We start from the raw sequence: 18,065 nt of genomic DNA, 5'->3' as shown, positions 1-18,065 counted from the left end.
CCAACCTTGGTGGCCGCCTCGCAGTTGATCGTCATCGTCACGTCACGATCGGGCAGCTTGGTGACGTCGGTAGCGCTCAAGCTCTTGGCCGAAATCGTGCCGTAGTCCACCGTGCCGTTGTTCGACAGGGCAATTGAGCAAGCCGAGGGGCGAATCACGCCCTTGACCGCCAGGTCCGCGCTTTCTGCCGCAAACGCGCCGGAGCAGGCCGTGGCCAGCATTGTCAGCAGCAGACCGTTACGCAGTTGAGTGGTGATGTTCATGATCGATTTCCTTTCAGATGTGGGGGCTTTAGGTGCTCCGTCGGCGTTGCCGGGCGGGGACAGCTGAAGTCTGGTCTATGAGTGGCATGCGCTTAATCACTGAATCTTCAAATGTTGGACCAGCAAATCTTTAACCGACAAAAAGGCGCAGCACTTTGCGGCGCGCGCACATGAAAAAACCCGCATCGTTACGATGCGGGTTTTGGCGAGGCGTTTGGTCCGGTCGATTACAGGTACACCACAGAAATCGTGGCGGAGCCGTCCAGTTCAACGTTCGATGTCAACGACGGCAGGTTGGCCGTGCTATTCAGGGCGCCGACGATTCGGAGGACTTGCGAGATGGTCTTGTAGGCATGGGGGCTGCCAGCGGCGGTGTCGGACCACGAAACCACCAAGCTTGGGAGCAAATAGTCTGCGTAACCCGACAGAGGACCAACAGAACTGTCCGCATACACAACGTCGCCCACGGCTGCACCGTCTGCCGTCGCATCTGCGGTACGCGCCTGAATGCCATAGACGCCTAGATTCTTACCATCCACTGCACCCAGGCCATAGGGCATCGCAGCCGTTGCTTTCGGATCGATGTCCGTCAGAATCCAGGACGCCGTTCCTCCCCGATTGTCAGCAACAGTGAAGCCAACCTTGGTGGCCGCCTCGCAGTTGATCGTCATCGTCACGTCACGATCGGGCAGCTTGGTGACGTCGGTAGCGCTCAAGCTCTTGGCCGAAATCGTGCCGTAGTCCACCGTGCCGTTGTTCGACAGAGCAATTGAGCAAGCCGAGGGGCGAATCACGCCCTTGACCGCCAGGTCCGCGCTTTCTGCCGCAAACGCGCCAGAGCAAGCCGTAGCCAGCATTGTCAGCAGCAGACCGTTACGCAGTTGAGTGGTGATGTTCATGATCGATTCCTTTCAGATGTGGGGGCTTTGGGTGCTCCGTCGGCGCTGCCGTCCGGGGACAGGCTGAAGTTTGGTCTACGCGCGCTGTCCGCTTAATCACGGAATCTTCAAATGTTGGAACCGCCAATCTCTGACCGGCGCAACAGCGCACCGCGTCACGGCGCGCGTGCATAAAAAAACCCGCATCGCTGCGATGCGGGTCTTGCTTTCAGAAATCCACCGAAATCTGTGGATACCTTACAGACGCCTCACAGATATACGACAGAGACCGTGGCCGAACCCTCGAGCCGCAGGTTCGTGGTCAGCTCCGGCAGGTTGGCCTTGCTGTCGACAGCCGCTGCCAGCTTGAGCACTTGCGCCACGGTTCGATAACGCAGCGGTTCTCCGCCATCCACAGCGGCCCAGGCGCTCACCACCATCGGCGCGACGTAATCGAACACCGCAGTGGCGCTGAGCCAGGTTGCGCCGCCATCGACCGAGCGCGTGCCACCGGCAACCGCCGCGCCATCGGCAACCGCGTCGGCCGGCAGCGCGCGGATGGCGTAAGCGCCCAGATTCTTGCCGTCGACAGTGCCCATGCCAAACCCCATCGTTTCGCCGATATTGGCGTCCAGGCCACGCAAGATCGGCGCCGCAGTGCCGGCACGGTTGTCGACAAGCCGATAGCCCACGACCGTGGCGGCGTCGCACGTCATCGTCATGGTGATCTCTTGCTCGGGCAGCATGGTTGGTTTGGTATCGCTCAGCGCGCGGGAGGAGATCGTGCCGAAATAGACGTTGCCGTCGCCGGACAGATCAACCGAACACGCGGAAGGCCTGATCACGCCCTTGATCGTCAGGTCGGCGTTTTCCGCGGCAAACGCGCCCAGGCAGCCAGTTACCAGCAGTACCAGCCAAAGTTCGTTGCGCAGCGAGACGGCGATTTTCATGGTGGGGTCCTTTCAGAGTCCAGAAAGTTTGTCTGCCGCGCAATGTCACTGACGCGACAGAATCTACAGTCTGGTGGAACGACACCGAGGGTTTAATCGCGAACCCTTTAATTGGCGCGCTATTATCCGCGCGCTTGTTCTGACCCGCATTCGGATGCGACGCCGCCGTCCGGGCGAGCGGCGGCGCAACTATCCGAGAAACGATCCGAAAGATCATGCGCAAGCGTATCCGCACCGCAGCGCCGGATACTTTTCCAGCGCGATACGGTACGGCACAGTGCGCTCAGTGCAAGCGGTGCGCGTCGGTGTCGAGCGCCTGTTCCGCGGCGTCGCCGGTCAGTCCCCGATAGTAGAGATGCACGCCGATGGCGAGCGAATCGTGGCGGATTTCATGCAGCGCGCGCCAGGCCTGCGCGACATCGGTGAACACGAGGTAGTGCGCCTCGCGCTCCACCAGCGTGGCCACTTCGTGCAAGCCGTGGTTGCGCAGCGCGCCGACCAGCAGATCGAGGCTGCGATGCGTGCGCGCATCGGTGCGCGGATACAGCATGTGCAGCACCGCGACAGGTTGCGCGCCCGCTTGCGCGGTGAACGCCGCCACGATGTCCTGATGACGGATCGCCGTCACTGGCTCGCCGGTCTGGGTCCGAAATGCTTGTGGGGCGTTGTCGAGAGTCGCGTTGCGCATGGCTTTACCTCCGGGTCAGAATCTGTACGACAGTGGAGGAAAGATTAGAGCAAGTTTGATGCGGCGCAATACTTGTTTTGTGCAACAGTGAATTTCATCCGATCCGCGGAACTGATTGTCCAGCGGGTTGCCCGCGCAGCCGCGCACGGACAACCTTTCAGTTGGCTTACTTCGATGGCGTCACGCTGCCGAGCAGACCGCCCACCACGGGCAGATTGCTTACCGGACTGATCGGACTTGTTGCACCGCCAGAACCGGCCGCGCCCTTCAGCGCGTTGGTCACCGGCGCCAGCACCGGGCTGAGCGGACCGCTGGCGCCGCCCGTCGCATTGGTCAAGGTGGAAACGGTGGTGTTCACCAAATTGGTGACCGGCGCGAGCGCCCCGGAAGGGCTAGGCAGCGATCCGCCCGATCCTCCGCCAAGATTGCCCAGTCCGCTTAGCAATTGCGTGACAGGCGCCAGCGGACTGGCCGGCGTCGTACCGCCCGATGGCGTGCTCACCGCTCCGCCCAACGCCGACACCGTGGTGCCGACCGTTGCGACGATACCGCCCACATTGCTGACCACCGGCGCGTTGGTCTGATCGATCGCGGTGCCGATCTGATTCACTGCGCCGCCCGTAGCGACCAGCAGATTATTCAGCGGCGCACCCAGGCCGGTCGTGGCGCCGATGGTCTGCGTCGCACTGCCCAGCGCCGCAGTCAGCGGCACGATCGCGGTGTTGGCGGTCGTCAGCACCTGATTGACGGGATCGCTCAGCGTCTGCGGCGTGAGGCCGCCCACCAGGCTGCCGGTCTGGCTGACGACCGAACCGACCGGTGCGGTCACGCTGGCCAGTGGCCCGGTGCCGAGCGTGCCGACCGTATTGCCGACGCTGCTGACGGCGGCGCCGACTTCGGCCAGCGGCGTCGGCCCGGTTGCGCCGGTCGCTCCCGTGGCACCCGCGACGCCGGTGGCGCCCGTCGCACCCGCGACACCGGTGGCGCCTGTGGCTCCCGTCGCGCCGGTGGCGCCTGCCGCGCCCGTGGCACCGGTTGCGCCATCGGCGCCATTCGAACCATTCGTGCCGTTCGAACCCGCAGGTCCGGCCGCGCCTGTCGCACCCGTCGCGCCCGTTGCGCCTGCCGTGCCTTGCGATCCCTGCGCACCTGTCGCGCCTTGCGATCCCTGCGCACCGGTCGCGCCTTGCGCGCCCGCAGTGCCAGCCGTGCCGGCATCGCCGGTCGCACCTTGCGCACCTTGCGGACCCATCGCGCCCGGCTTGCCGTCATGGCCATTCGCACACCCGCCCAGCAACGCCGCAACACTGACGGTCACACCGATCCAATATTGTCGTTGACGCATGCTTCCACCCCTCATTTGTGTTGTGTTGGATGGATCAGGACAAGGCAACGGCCGTGCCATTGACATACGCGTGGCAGACGAGAGCCGCAGGCGTGCTGCGCTTCGGCCCGCAAACCCGCGCGGATGCTCGGTTTGCAGGCGACCCCGGCAATTCCGGCCAGCCGTTTGATACGGGTGGATCGGTCAGTCGTTGCTGTTACGTGTTACGTAACGCCGCATCAGCCGCGCGGGAACGTGCGGCACGGACGGCGCGGAAAAGCGCACCGCCCGGCCATGGCGAGATCCGCCACGCGCGGTGCGCGGCTCGCTTAATCGAAGGGTCGCGGCTTTGGCGTGGCGTTGGTGGACGGCGGCAGGATCGGCAGCACGATGCGCGGCTGCTCGCCGGTCAGCGTATTCAGGAAGGCAACGATGTCGGCGTTTTCCTCGTCCGTGAACTGGCGGCCGAGTTGCAAGCGTCCCATCACGTCCACCGCCTGCGTCAGCGTGGCGGCGCCGCCATCGTGGAAATACGGATACGTCAGTGCAACGTTGCGCAGGGTCGGCACCTTGAAGCTAAAGCGGTCGATATCGTTGCCCGTGATGGCGGCGCGCCCCTGCGACGGATTGCTGGTCTGATACGGCGTGACGATCCCCATCTTCTGGAACGACGCGCCGCCCACGTTCGGGCCGTAGTGGCAGGCCACGCAGCCCGCAGACTTGAACAGCCGATAGCCGCGCAGTTCCTGGGCGTCGATCGCATAGTCGTCGCCATTGAGCCATTTGTCGAAGCGCGAATTGGGCGTGACCAGCGTTTCCTCGAACGCGGCGATCGCCAGCGAGATTTCGTCCATCGTCAGCTTCTCGGTGCTGAACACCTTGCGAAATTCCATCACGTAGTCGGGAATCGATTGCAGCGTGTCGACAGCCAGTTCATGCGTGTACGCCATCTCAACGGGATTGGCGATGGGCCCGCCCGCTTGCTCGGGCAGATTCCTGGCGCGGCCGTCCCAGAACTGCACGAAATTCAGGCTGGAATTGAGCACTGTGGGGGAATTGATCGGGCCCTGCTGCCAGTGGTCGCCGATCGATGTCTTGAGATTGTCCGTGCCGCCCAGGCTGAGGTTATGGCACGAGTTGCACGAGATGAACCCCGAGCGCGAGAGTCGCGGTTCGAACCACAGCTTCTGGCCCAGCGCCACGCGCGCCGGATCGGTGATGGCCGGGCGGACGATCGGTTGCACGGGTTCCGCGCGCGGGGTGGCGGCCTGCACGCCGCAGGCGAGGACAAGGGCCGCCCATGGCGGCAACAGCAGCAGTTTCAGCTTCATCGAAGGGCTCCGGTCGATTCATCGCGGTGCGCATCTGCATGCGTGCCGCGCAAAAAACCGGATTAGGCCCGCAAGCCCCGCAGCCGGCGTTGATAGCCATCAAGCCGATTCCGAAAGCCAATCGTAAGGCGGCGCCAGATATCGATAGCCATTCTTCTTCGTTGGCGCGCGGGCGCGGCACGCCTACGATGTGGCCTCGCCTGCTGCGGCAACGCCCGATCCGGGGCGCCGGTCACGCGCTGACCAGGCCGCGCTGCAAGGCTGTTTTGAGCATCGAAAAGACATGACGCGCGACGGGATTGACCGCATTGGGACGTGCCCACAGGTAATAGGTGACATCGGGCAGCCGCGGCAGTCCGTCGGCCTCGCCAAGGATGCGCATGTCCGCGGCCAGCAGGTCGATGCTGCGCGCGGTGATCCCCAGCCCGCCGCGCAGCGCCGCCTTGATGCCGATCAGGCTCGGTGCCAGGTAGGCAATGCGCCAGGGCACGCCCGCCTGCGTCAGCGCCTCGAGCGACAGCTTGCGGAACAGGCTTGGCTCGTCGGCCAGGATCAGCGGCACGGGCGCGCCGCGTTCATAGACGAAATCGGCCGAACATACCCAGATGGTGGGCGTGGTGCGCAGCACGATGCCGTCGAGCGTGTTGTCCTCGCGCGTCGACACGGTCAGGTCGATTTCGCCGCGTCGCAGCGACTCCATCAGGAAGGGACTGCGGCCGACATGGATCTCCAGCCGCAACGCCGGCGACGAGCGCGCGATATGCGACAGCAGCCCCGGCAGGATCGTATCGGCCACATCGTGCGGCGCGCCAATGCGCAGCGATCCGGTCAGGTCGCCCTCGCGCAGCATGCGCAGCGCCTCGTCGTTGATGGCCAGCATCTGGCGCGCGTATTCCACCAGTTTCTTGCCATGCCGCGTCAGCAGCTTGCCGCGCCCTTGGCGTTCGAACAACGCGAGGCCAAGCTGCTCTTCCAGCCGCTGCATCTGTTGCGTGACGGCCGACTGCGTGCGCTGCACCGTCAGCGCCGCGGCGCCAAAGGTCTCGTGGTCGGCAATCGCGACCAGCGACCGCAGCAGGTCCAGATCGAGGTTACGCATACATTAGCCCTGCTAATGGATTTTCGTTGCGCATTAAGTGGTTTTTAGAACAGGTGTTCATTACAGTGAAACACGAAGCACCGTTCTACCCCCCAAAAACAGAGATTGCAAGGATTGATCGCACCATGTCCATCGCCCAACAGCGCCAGACTGCCGTCGGAGACACCATCGAATCCATTAGGAACATTGTGAACAAGGGGGGCGTCACCCGCGCCAGCCTGGCCGATGTCCTGACCCAGGTGGAAGAACTGGCCGCGCGCACCGAACTATGGAACGAAGGCGATTTCCCGCCGCCGGAGCCGGGCGAGCGCCAGGCCCGCTATCTGATTTCCGAGGATCCGGACCAGACCTTCGCGCTTTACCTGAACGTGCTGCGTCCGGGCAAGCGCATTCCGCCGCACAACCACACCACGTGGGCGTGCGTGGCGGGCGTGGTTGGCGTGGAGTTCAACGACGTCTATGTGCGCACCGATGACGGCAGCCAGCCCGGCGTGGGCACGCTCGAACACGAGCGCACCGTGGAAGTGGGTCCGCGCAATGGCATCGCCCTGCTGCCCGACGACATCCATTCGGTAGAGATTCGCGGCGACGACATCATTCGCCATCTGCACATGTACGGCCGGTCGCTGGAAACGCTGACCGAACGGCTCACGTTCGACCTTGAAACCGGACGCTGCCAGATCATGAACGTGGGCGTCCAGACCCGCCGCTAAACAATCCTGACCGGGGCGGCGCCGCGCCGCACTACGCCGGCTGCCCGCCCCGACTCCTGAAAATCAGCTTGCCGAAATTTCCTCTGTGCGCAGAGGACGGCCCCCTATTGCCCGGAATTTCATGAGCCAACCTACCTACACCGCAGTCGATGCCGTCACGCTCAAGGGCTGGCTGCACGATGCCGACGAGATCGCGCTGTTCGACGTGCGCGAACACGGCCAATACGGCGAAGGCCATCCGTTCTATGCCGTGCCGCTGCCCTACAGCCGTCTTGAACTCGACGTGGGACGCCTGGCGCCGCGCACCGATGCGCGCATCGTGCTGGCCGACGATGGCGACGGCGTGGCGCAACGCGCCGCCGCCGCGCTAGCGAAGCTTGGCTATACGCGGCTGTTCGTGCTCGATGGCGGCATGCCCGCATGGCAGGCATCCGGCTACACGCTGTTTGCCGGCGTCAACGTCCCGTCGAAAACCTTTGGCGAACTGGCCGAGCACCACTACAACACGCCGCGCATTTCCGCGCAGGATCTTGCCGCGATGCAGGCCGGCCCCAATGCGCCGGTCGTGCTCGACGGGCGGCCCGCGTCCGAGTTCCGCAAGATGAACATTCCCGGCGCGGTTTGCTGCCCCAACGGCGAACTGGCCTACCGTCTGCGCGATCTGGTGCCCGACAGCACGACGCCGATCGTGATCAACTGCGCGGGACGCACGCGCAGTATCATCGGCGCGCAATCGCTGATCAACTTCGGTGTGCCCAATCCGGTCTATGCGCTGGAAAACGGCACGCAGGGCTGGTATCTGAACGATTTCACGCTGGAACACGGCGGCACGGCGCGCTATCCGGACAACACCGCGCCGCGCGATCTGGATGCCGCGCGCAGCGCCGCGCAGGCGCTGACCAAACGCTTCGACGTGCCGCATATTTCGGTCAGCGAAGCGATGGCATGGCTGGCCGACGACACGCGCACCACGTTCCTGTGCGACGTGCGCACGGCCGAGGAATACGCCGCGCAGACGCTGCCCGGCGCGCAGCACACCCCAGGCGGCCAGTTGATGCAGGCCACCGACCAGTACGTCGGCGTGCGCCGCGCGCGGCTGGTGCTGTTCGACGCGGAAGGCGTGCGCGCCACCGTGGTAGCCAGCTGGCTGCGTCAGATGGGCCATCACGCGGTGGTACTCGACGGCGGCCTGCAGGCAGGGCTCGCGGCCGGCGTGCGCGCCGCCGCCGGGCCGCAGCATGAAGTGGTCGCGCCACCCACGGTCGACGCCGCGCAACTCGCCGCGGGCTTGGCCGATCAATCGATGCTGGCGCTCGATCTGCGCGGCAGCATGGCGTATCGCGCCGGACATATCGCCGGTAGCCGCTGGGCCACGCGCGCGCGGCTGGCGCAAGACCTGCACGGCGTGCCTCACGACACCACGCTGGTACTGGTGGGCGACGCCGATGCCGACGATCCGGCCGAACTGGCGGTGGGCGATCTCCACGCGCTGGGCTACCGCGACGTGCGCCGGCTGCACGGCGGCTTTGCCGCATGGCGCGATGCCGGCCACGCCGTCTCGCAAGGCGCACACACGCTGCCCGATGCGCGCTGCATCGACTACCTGTTCTTCGTGCACGACCGCCACGACGGCAACAAGGCCGCCGCGCGCCAGTACCTGGCGTGGGAAACAGGCCTGATCGCGCAGCTCGACGCGCAGGAACTGGCCACCTTCCGTTTTCCGCAGCACGACTGAGCTGCCGACGATTCCACCCACACGCATCCGTATCCGCATCGCAAACCTGCCCGAGAAAAGAGGTCGCCCCCATGCCACGCCCGATGTCATCCCGTCTTTCGCAGTATCTGGTCACCGCCGTTGCCGTCACCGCCACCGCCATGACGGGTCTTGCGTCGGCGCAGCCGCTGACGCCGGTGAACGGCTTTCCGTCGCAGCCGCTGCGCATCGTCTCGCCATTCCCTGCAGGCGGCGGCAACGATGCGGTGACGCGCGTGGTGGCCACGCGCCTGTCGCAAGTGCTGGGCCAGAGCGCGGTCACCGACAACCGCGGCGGCGCGGGCGGCAATATCGGCACGCGCTACGTGGCCGAATCGAAGGCCGACGGCTATACGGTGCTGACTTCGCAGGTATCGATCATGGCGGTCAACCCGACGCTGTACCGCGCGCCGGGCTTCGATCCGGTCAAGCAGTTCACGCCGGTCACGCAGATCAATGCGGCGCCGCTTGCCATCGTGGTGGCAGCCAATGCGCCGTGGAAAACCTTCGAGGAGATGGCGGCGCAGGCCCGCGCGCAGCCGCAGAAGATCACCTACGCGACGCCGGGCAACGGCACGCTGTCGCATCTGGTTGGCGTGGTGCTGGAAAAGGACAGCAATGTCGCGCTGCAGCACGTGCCCTACAAGGGCGCCGGCCCCGCGATCAACGATCTGCTGGGTGGCCAGGTCGATGTGCTGATCACGTCGACATCGTCGGTGGCCGGCTTTATCCAGACCGGCCGCATGCGCGCGCTGGCCGTCACCAGCCCGCGCCGTCTCGGGGTATTCACCAAGGTGCCGACGCTTGAAGAACTCGGCTATCGCAATGCACGCTTCGAGGACTGGTACGGATTCTTCGTACCGGCCGGCACATCGCCGGAGCGCGTGGCGCTGCTCAATCGCGCCATCGTGCAGGTGCTGCAGATGCCGGACGTGGTCAAGACCATCAACGATGGCGGCAGCGATGTGGTGGCCAATACGCCCGACGCATTCGCCGCGCAGTTGAAGCAGGACATCTCGCGCTGGTCGCAGATCGTCAAGCTGTCTGGCGCGCATGTCGATTGAGCCGGCGCCGTGCCGCAAGGCACGGTCCTTGCGACCGTTTTCCATCAATACCAGCCATCCCACAGGGCAACCATGACGTCATCGCTCCCCACCCGCCTGGCGCATACCGGACGCACATCCACCGTGCCAGGCGGCCAGCCCGTGAACCCGCCGGTGGTGCGCGCCAGCACCGTGCTGTTCGATTCCGTCGCGCAGCAACGCGAAATGCGCGCGCGCCGCGATACCGAGCGCCTGTTCACCTACGGCGCGCGCGGCAATCCCACCAACTTCGCGCTCGAAGATATGGTGACGATGCTCGAAGGCGGCTATCGCACGCGGCTGTTCCCCTCGGGCCTGGCCGCTGCGGCGATGACGATCCTGGCCTATGTGCGCCCCGGCCAGCACGTGCTGCTGCCCGATTGCGTCTATGAACCGGTGCGCAACCTCGCCAACGGATTCCTGCGCCAGCACAACATCGCGGCCGACTTCTACGCCGCGGATGGCTCCGACCTCGATGCAAAGCTGCGCCCCGAGACGCGGCTCGTCTACGTCGAGGCGCCCGGCTCGCTGACCTATGAGATGTTGGACCTGCCCGCGCTCGCGGCGCGCGCGCATGCGCACGGCGCACTGGTCGCGGCCGACAACACGTGGGGATCGGGGCTGCTCTATCGCCCGCTGGAACTGGGCGCCGACATCTCGCTGATGGCCGCCACCAAGTATCTGGGCGGCCATTCGGATGTGATGATGGGCACGGTCTGCACCACCGCGGCCGCGTGGCCCGAACTGGCGAGCATGGCCGACGCGTTCGGCATCACAGTCAGCCCCGACGACGCGTATCTGGTGCAACGCGGCATCCGTTCGCTCAGTGCGCGGCTGGCGCAACACCAGCAAGGCGCGCTTGCCGTGGCGCAGTGGCTGCATGCGCGCACCGATGTGGCCGAAGTGTTTTGCCCCGCGCTGCCGCACGATCCCAATCACGCGCTATGGCAACGCGATTGCCACGGCACCAATGGCCTGCTGTCGTTCACGCTGCGTTCGCGCGCGCCGGTGGCCGCCGAACGTTTTGTCGACAGCCTTGAGCTGTTCGGCATCGGCGCATCGTGGGGCGGCTTCGAGAGCCTGGCGGTGCTGGCCGACATGCGCCGCGCGCGCAGCGTCACGGACTGGTCATCGCACGGCACCGTGATTCGGCTGCATATCGGGCTCGAAGCCGTCGACGACCTGCTGCGCGACCTCGCGCACGCGTTCGACGCGATTGCCGATCTTTCCACTGAACAGGAGTCTTCCCATGCCAATCATCGGTGACTGGCTGCGCCAACCAACGGGCCCTGCCCGCATCAGCGGCCATCTGCCCGTTGGCTCGATGGCATCGGGGATGGCCGTCACGCTGCCCTACGTGGCAGTGCGCGGTGCTCAGCCGGGCCGCACGCTCTGGCTGCACGGGCAGGTGCATGGCGACGAGATCAACGGCATGGTGGCCGCATTGCGCTTTGCGCGCAGCCTCGACCCGGCGACCATGCGCGGCAACGTGGTGGTGACGCCCACCGGCAATCCGCAGGCGCTCGATGCGCGACGCAAGCGCAACCCCTACGACGAACTCGATCTGGACCAGACCTATCCCGGCAATGCAGGCGGACTGGTGTCAGAGCGCCTGGCGCATGCGTTGATCAGCGAAGTACGCGGCGTGGCCGATGTGCTGATCAACTTGCACACCATGAATCCGCTGTTCGACGCGCGCCCCTACACGGTCTACAAGGTCCATCCGCAAAGCCGCGTGACGGAGGCCGACGTGCTGGCCGCCATGGCGCCGTTCCATCCGCATGTGGCATGCCAGCAGGACGTCGGCGGCAAGGGCGAGCTGCCCGGCAATATCGCCGGCGCGCTCGACTATCAATGCCTGGCCGCCGGCGTCTGCGCGTTCATGCTGGAACTGGGCAGCGGCAGCCGCTTCGAGCCCGAGAACATTGCCGTGGCCGAAAGCGGATTCCAGACGCTGGCCGTGCAGATGGGCATCCTCGCTGCGCCCGCGACGCGCGCGGCGGCTACCACACTTCGGCGCGTGACACGGCGCGGCTGGATCACCGCCGACGAGGGCGGCCTGTTCGTGCCCGCGGCGCGCGCCGGCGACCGGGTGGCCGAAGGCGCATCGATCGGCGACACGCTCAAGCTCGACGCGTCGCTCACGCCGGTCAAGCCGTTTGCGCGCGACGGTGTGCTGATCGGCCTGCGCAGCGATCCCGTGGTCCACACCGGCGAACGGCTGGCGTTCGTGGCGTGGGAATGGGACACGGTGCCGGTCCCGCCGCCCCGCAACGCCTGACATCCGATCTTCGTCACGCCTCGATGTTTTGACGTCTTGATGCTTTCCCCACCTGCCGGAGTCTTGCCATGTTTTCCCCCCGCGCGCTGCGCCTGCTTGTTCCGCTACTCGCCGTCCTGACGCCATTCGCCGCGCACGCGGCGTGGCCGGACGCCTCCCGGCCGATCCGCCTGGTCGTGGGCTTTCCCGCGGGCGGCGGCGCGGACGCCCTGGCGCGCGCCATCGCCCCGGCGCTGTCGGACCAGTTGAAGGCCAACGTCATCATCGACAACCGGCCCGGCGCCGGCGGCCTGATCGCCACCGACATGGTTGCCAAGTCCGCGCCCGACGGCTACACGCTTTACGTGGCAACGCCCGGCTCCTTCACGATCTGGCCCAACCTGCGCAAGCTGAACTACGACCCGCAAAAGGACTTCGCGCCGATCAGCGTGCTGGTGACAATGCCCAACGTACTGGTGACCGGCGCCGATACGCCGTACAAGGACATCCAGGGCTTGCTGGCCGCCGTGCGCAGCGCCAACGGCAAGTTCTCGTACGCGTCCGGCGGCAACGGCACCATCGGCCAGATCGCGGCCGAACAGTTCAAGATGCTGACCGGTCTGCAGATGCAGCATGTGCCGTACAAGGGCACCACGCCGGCGCTGACCGATGTGATGGGCGGCATCGTGCCGATCACGTTCTCCGATCCGTCGGCCAAACCGTTGATCGCCTCGGGCAAACTGCGCGCGTTGGCCGTGACCACCGCCACGCGCTCACCGCAGTTTCCGGGCGTGCCGACCGTGGCCGAAGCAGGCGTGCCCGGCTATGACGTGACCAACTGGTACGGACTGGTGGCGCCAGCCGGCACGCCGCCGGACGTCGTTGCGCAATTGAACAAGGCGCTGGTCAAGGTGATGGCCGATCCCGAAATCCGCAATCGCCTGGCGATCTCCGGCATGGACGCCACCTCGGACACGCCGCAGCAGTTTGCCCGCCTGCTCAGCACGGAACGCGCCAAGTGGGGCGATCTGATCCGCAAAGCCGGCATCCAGGGCGATTGATCCCGTGACCGTTCGCCGCTATCCGCAACTGGCGCATTGGGGCGCCTTCACCGCCGTGGTGGAAGACGGGCGTCTGGTCCGCTGCGAACCCTTCGCGGCGGACCCCGACCCATCGCCGCTGCTCGATTCGATCGTGCCGTCGGTGTATTCGCCCACGCGCATCCGTGCGCCGATGGTGCGTCGCGGCTGGCTTGCGCGGCGCGGCGACGGTGACGGTGACGGACAGGCGCGCGGGCGCGACGAGTTCGTCGAGGTGTCGTGGGATGCGGCGCTCGATCTGGTCGCCGGCGAAATCGCCCGCGTGCGCGACGAGCATGGCCCGTCCGGCATCTTTGGTGGATCCTACGGCTGGTCTTCGGCGGGACGCCTGCATCATGCGCGCTCGTTGATCCGGCGCTTTCACTTCCACGGCGGCGGCTGCGTCGATCAGGTTGGCAACTACAGCTGGGGCACCGCGCAATTTCTGCTGCCGCATGTGATCGGCACCGATCGTCCGCTGACCGGCCGCGTCACGGCATGGCCGAGCCTGATCGCGCATACCGAGGTCTTCGTCGCGTTTGGCGGTCTGGCCCTCAAGAACGGACAAGTGTCGTCGGGCGGCGCGGCCGAACACACGCAGCAGGGATGGCTGCGCAAGCTGGCCGCCAGCGGTGCCACCGTCATCAACATCAGCCCCACCCGCGACGACTGCCCGGCGTTTCTGGGCGCCGAGTGGATCCCGATCCGGCCCGGCACCGACGTGGCGCTGATGCTGGCCGTAGCCTATGAACTGCGGCGCGCGGACGCACACGACGCCGCGTTCCTGCACACGCATTGCAGCGGCTGGCCCGAACTGGAAGCGTATCTGCTGGGGCAGAGCGACGGCACGCCCAAGACGCCCCAATGGGCGGCGCAGATCACCGGCATCCCCGCCGCGCGCATCGCGCAACTGGCCAGGCAACTTGCCGGCCGGCGCAGCTACATCACCTGCAGCTTTGCGGTGCAACGCCAGCACCGCGGCGAACAGCCCTACTGGATGGCGATTGCGCTGGCGGCAATGCTTGGGCAGATCGGTTTGCCGGGCGGCGGTTTCGGCTTTGGCCACGGATCGATGAATGGCGTCGGCAATCCGCGCGTGGCAACGCCGGGCCCGGAGATGCCGGTCGGCCGCAATCCCGCCAATCTGGACATCCCATGCGCGCGGCTGTCGGACATGCTGCTCAATCCCGGCGGCGCCTATCGTTTTCGCGGCGAAACGCGCCACTATCCGGACGTCAAGCTGATCCACTGGGCCGGCGGCAATCCGTTCCATCACCATCAGCAACTGTCGCGCCTGCGCCAGGCGTGGGCACGCCCGCAGACCGTGATCGTGCAGGACATCTGCTGGACCGCCACCGCGCGTCATGCCGACATCGTGCTGCCCGTCACCACGGCGCTTGAGCGCAACGATATCGGCGGTTCGTCGCGCGACCGCTATGTACTGGCGATGCATCAGGCGATTGCGCCGCTGCATCGCGCACGCAGCGACTTCGACATCTTTACCGAACTGGCCGACCGTCTCGGCTATCGCGCCGCCTTCACCGAACAACGCGACGAGCGCGACTGGATCGCCAGCATCTACGCACGATGCCGCGACGCGCAGGCCCGCGCGGGCATCGACATGCCGGACTTCGACCAGTTCTGGCGCACCGGCTACGTGGCGCTGCCGCCGCCCACCGAAGACTTCGTGCTGTTCGACGATTTCCGCGCCGATCCGGTGGCGCATCCATTGCGCACGCCAAGCGGTCGCATCGAGTTGTCCAGCCCCAACATCGGCGCGATGTCCAGCGATTGCGGTACGCATCCGAACTGGCGGCCGCCCGTGGAATGGCTCGGCGCGGCGCAGGCGCAAACCCATCCGCTGCATCTGGTGTCGGTGCAGCCGGCCGATCGGCTGCACAGCCAGCTCGATGCCGCGCCGCTGGCGCAGGCCGGCAAGATCGCCGGCGCCGAGCGCATCACCCTGCATCCCGCAGACGCCGCGGCACGCGGCCTGCATGTGGGCATGCGCGTGCGCGTACACAACGGGCGCGGCGCGCTCGCCGCGGGGCTGGCCATCAGCGACGGCGTGGCGCGCGGCGTGGCGGTCATCGCCACCGGCGCATGGTACGACCCCGACACCGACGGCATCGACCGCGCCGGCGCGGCCAACACGCTGACGCTCGATATCGGCACATCGGACCTGACCCAGGGGCCCAATGCGATGAGCTGCCTCGTGGAGGTGTCACGCGAAGCCTAGGCGGCACGACCGACGCGGCAGGGTGCGGCGTCGCTGGTGCCGTCATTCGCGCCAGCGCGCCGTCGCTCGCGGCGATTTCCTGTCGATTCGGCCCAGCCCCCTGGAAAGTGCATGTCGCGTGGCTTACAACGGAGCCATCGCAACGCATTTCAAGGACAGGACCGAGCCATGCAACCGAATCACCCACCCTTCCCGCCGCCCGACGACAATGCCATGGCCTACTGGCGCGCACGCCGGGCGGTGCGCAAACTGCGCGGCTGGTATGTGCACCTGCTGGTCTATCTTGTGGTCAACGGCTGGTTGTGGTTCCGCTTCTTCTACTTCCCCACGCCGTCGTGGTCGCACCATGCCACCAGCGGCTGGCCATGGCCGCTGAGCACCACGCTGGCGTGGGGCCTGGCACTGGCGGTGCACGGCATCCTGGTGTGGACGCGCCTGTCGCGCTGGGGCCGCGACTGGGAGAGCCGCAAGATCCGCGAATTCATGGAACGCTACTAAGCGGCGCGCTGCGCCAAAGCGCGCGGCCTACATCTGGCGGAAGCGATGCACATACGCGCGCGATACGGGCAGTTCCGTATCGCTGTCGCGCATGCGCACGAACAGGCGTCCCGAATCGTCGCGCCGCGTGCCGGCCACGTATTCCATGTTGACGATGGTGGAGCGATGCACCTGCCAGAACACGTCCGGATCGAGCCCGTCGATCAGTTCCTGAAGCGGCGTCCGGATCAGATGTTCGCCATCGCGCGTATGCACCACCACGTATTTATCGTCACTCTGGAAATACAGCACGTCCTGGATCGGTACATGGCTGGTGGTATTGCCGCGGCTGGCGCGCACCCAACGCAGCGGCCCGGCACCTTCGGCGCGCGGCTGCCCGCGCGTGAGCTGACCGAGCAGTTGCGCCAGTTCCGGCAACGGCGCCGCATCCTGCAAGGCGCGGCGCAGCCGTCCGATGGTGCGCGCCAGACGCTCGTCGTTGACCGGTTTGACCAGATAGTCCACTGCCGCGCGCTCGAAGGCATCGAGTGCGAATTCGTCATAGGCCGTCACAAACACCAGCCGCGTATCGGTTTCCATGCCCTGCGCCACTTCCAGCCCGGACATGCCCGGCATCTTGATATCGAGGAAAGCCACGGCCGGCGCATGCCGTGCAATCAGCGCCGCGGCCTCCACACCGTTGGCGGCCTCGGCAACGATATCGAGTTCGGGCCATAGGCGCGCCAGCTTGCCGCGCAGATGCGCGCGCAGGTGCTCTTCATCGTCGGCGATCAATGCGGTGAGCGTCATGCAGCGTCTCCATTGGTGTCTCCCTTGGCGTCTCCATTGCGGAATTGGCGCGGCAGCGGGATTTCGATCAGCACGGCGGTGCCGGGTGCGCGATCCTCGATCCGCACATGGGCGTCGCCGTCGTACAGCACCGCCAGCCGTTCGCGCAGGTTGGACAGCCCGACGCCCGACGCACCGCCGGGCCGGAACCCCATGCCGTCATCCTCGATCGTGGCCAGCATGCGCGGCCCGCGGCGCTCCACCTTCACCAGCAGGCGGCCGCCTTCGATCTTCGGCTCCAGCCCGTGCTTGACGGCGTTCTCCACCACGGGCTGCAACAGCATCGGCGCCAGCGGTACGGCTTGCAGCGCGGCGTCGACTTCGATCGCGTATTGCAGGCGGTCGCCCATGCGGATCTTGATCAGCGCAAGATAATCGCGCAGCAGCGTGGCTTCCTGTGCGACCGTGCCCTGCGTGGCCCGGCTGGCCGCCAGCGATGCGCGCAGGTAGGCGATGAAATGCTCAAGCATCAGCGTGGCCTTGTGCGGCGCTGGCTCGATCAGGCTCACCACATTGGCCAGCGTGTTGAACAGGAAATGCGGCTCGATCTGCGCCTGCAGCAGCCGCATCTGCGCTTCCACCAACTGCTTTTCCGTCGACAGCGTACGCACCTGATCGCGAGCCATGTACTCGGCGATCTTGCGTTCTTCCCAGTTGCGGCCGAGCAGGCCGACACGGCTCCACGTCATGATGCCGTGCACCGCCAGCCCCACGCCCCATCCCATCAGCGGCGCGCTGGCCCACGGACGATGTGGCGAGGTGATGAGGTTGATGACGATTAGCAGCGCATTGACGCCCACATACACCAGCGCATGCATGTAGAAGAAACGCAGCCCCCGCACACGGCGGCGCGCTTCGTTATAGGCATGCTGGTCGGCGGCGTTTCGCCAGAGATCGGGATCGACGGGGCGCACGGTTCGGTGGGTGGGGGCTCGCAGTTGCAGCGAGATTAACACCGGCCCTGGCGCGTTGGACACCGGGATTGCGCGGATCGACAGAACGGCGGCGTCGTTGACGGCTGGACGGCGCGAGCCACCGCGACATCGCATGCGAATCGCGCGCGCCGGTGCCCGGCCGCCT

General features: G+C 66.2%; 17 protein-coding genes. 8 read left to right on the top strand and 9 right to left on the bottom strand.

What is annotated here, in order from left to right:
• From F7R19_RS10965 to F7R19_RS10935, 7 genes are all read right to left on the bottom strand, one after another.
• On the bottom strand, positions 1-263 hold a 263-nt coding region (locus F7R19_RS10965), incomplete at its 3' end, for a DUF1120 domain-containing protein (RefSeq protein WP_150980450.1).
• Between the two features lie 227 nt (positions 264-490).
• Positions 491-1,162: a DUF1120 domain-containing protein gene (locus F7R19_RS10960; protein WP_150980448.1), complete on the bottom strand. Its 672-nt coding sequence runs from the start codon at positions 1,160-1,162 to the stop codon at positions 491-493.
• 248 nt (positions 1,163-1,410) lie between these two features.
• Complete coding sequence (locus tag F7R19_RS10955) at positions 1,411-2,091, bottom strand: DUF1120 domain-containing protein (protein ID WP_061957001.1); 681 nt, start codon at positions 2,089-2,091, stop codon at positions 1,411-1,413.
• 283 nt (positions 2,092-2,374) lie between these two features.
• A complete protein-coding gene (locus tag F7R19_RS10950; RefSeq protein ID WP_150980445.1) occupies positions 2,375-2,779 on the bottom strand; it encodes a hypothetical protein in 405 nt (134 codons plus the stop codon).
• Positions 2,780-2,945: 166 nt separating this feature from the next.
• Positions 2,946-4,124, bottom strand: coding sequence for a collagen-like triple helix repeat-containing protein (locus tag F7R19_RS10945; protein WP_223506207.1), 1,179 nt, complete (start codon positions 4,122-4,124; stop codon positions 2,946-2,948).
• Positions 4,125-4,432: 308 nt separating this feature from the next.
• The gene (locus F7R19_RS10940) at positions 4,433-5,434 is read right to left on the bottom strand and encodes a cytochrome-c peroxidase (protein ID WP_150980440.1); all 1,002 of its coding nucleotides are present in this window, start codon (positions 5,432-5,434) and stop codon (positions 4,433-4,435) included.
• A gap of 232 nt (positions 5,435-5,666) precedes the next feature.
• A complete protein-coding gene (locus F7R19_RS10935; RefSeq protein ID WP_061957005.1) occupies positions 5,667-6,533 on the bottom strand; it encodes a LysR substrate-binding domain-containing protein in 867 nt (288 codons plus the stop codon).
• 125 nt (positions 6,534-6,658) lie between these two features.
• Between F7R19_RS10935 and F7R19_RS10930 the strand changes: the two genes are divergently transcribed.
• From F7R19_RS10930 to F7R19_RS10895, 8 genes are all read left to right on the top strand, one after another.
• A complete protein-coding gene (locus F7R19_RS10930; protein WP_061957006.1) occupies positions 6,659-7,246 on the top strand; it encodes a cysteine dioxygenase family protein in 588 nt (195 codons plus the stop codon).
• A gap of 121 nt (positions 7,247-7,367) precedes the next feature.
• Complete coding sequence (locus tag F7R19_RS10925) at positions 7,368-8,981, top strand: rhodanese-like domain-containing protein (protein ID WP_150980437.1); 1,614 nt, start codon at positions 7,368-7,370, stop codon at positions 8,979-8,981.
• 83 nt (positions 8,982-9,064) lie between these two features.
• Entirely contained in the window at positions 9,065-10,063 is a 999-nt protein-coding gene (locus F7R19_RS10920) for a Bug family tripartite tricarboxylate transporter substrate binding protein (protein ID WP_061957029.1), read from the top strand.
• A 72-nt stretch (positions 10,064-10,135) separates the two neighbouring features.
• Positions 10,136-11,347: a cystathionine beta-lyase gene (gene metC, locus F7R19_RS10915; RefSeq protein WP_150980434.1), complete on the top strand. Its 1,212-nt coding sequence runs from the start codon at positions 10,136-10,138 to the stop codon at positions 11,345-11,347.
• Positions 11,331-12,362 carry a M14 family metallopeptidase gene (locus tag F7R19_RS10910; protein ID WP_150980432.1) on the top strand — a complete coding sequence of 344 codons (1,032 nt, stop codon included), beginning with the start codon at positions 11,331-11,333 and terminating at the stop codon, positions 12,360-12,362. The genes metC and F7R19_RS10910 overlap by 17 nt, the downstream gene beginning before the upstream one ends.
• Before the next feature lie 68 nt (positions 12,363-12,430).
• Positions 12,431-13,402 (top strand): Bug family tripartite tricarboxylate transporter substrate binding protein, encoded by a 972-nt coding sequence (locus F7R19_RS10905; protein ID WP_061957010.1) that lies wholly within the window; start codon positions 12,431-12,433, stop codon positions 13,400-13,402.
• 4 nt (positions 13,403-13,406) lie between these two features.
• Positions 13,407-15,659, top strand: a complete 2,253-nt coding sequence (locus tag F7R19_RS10900) for a molybdopterin-dependent oxidoreductase (RefSeq protein ID WP_150980428.1) — start codon at positions 13,407-13,409, stop codon at positions 15,657-15,659.
• 168 nt (positions 15,660-15,827) lie between these two features.
• Complete coding sequence (locus F7R19_RS10895; protein WP_150980426.1) at positions 15,828-16,157, top strand: 2TM domain-containing protein; 330 nt, start codon at positions 15,828-15,830, stop codon at positions 16,155-16,157.
• A 27-nt stretch (positions 16,158-16,184) separates the two neighbouring features.
• Here F7R19_RS10895 and F7R19_RS10890 read toward each other — a convergent pair whose 3' ends face one another.
• Positions 16,185-16,946, bottom strand: a complete 762-nt coding sequence (locus tag F7R19_RS10890; RefSeq protein WP_150980423.1) for a LytR/AlgR family response regulator transcription factor — start codon at positions 16,944-16,946, stop codon at positions 16,185-16,187.
• Complete coding sequence (locus F7R19_RS10885) at positions 16,943-17,899, bottom strand: sensor histidine kinase (protein ID WP_280519611.1); 957 nt, start codon at positions 17,897-17,899, stop codon at positions 16,943-16,945. The genes F7R19_RS10890 and F7R19_RS10885 overlap by 4 nt, the downstream gene beginning before the upstream one ends.
• Between the last annotated feature and the right edge of the window lie 166 nt (positions 17,900-18,065).

Origin of the sequence: Cupriavidus pauculus, from assembly GCF_008801835.1 — a bacterium.
Lineage (GTDB): Bacteria > Pseudomonadota > Gammaproteobacteria > Burkholderiales > Burkholderiaceae > Cupriavidus > Cupriavidus pauculus.
This window is presented reverse-complemented; position numbering and strand designations above follow the sequence as displayed.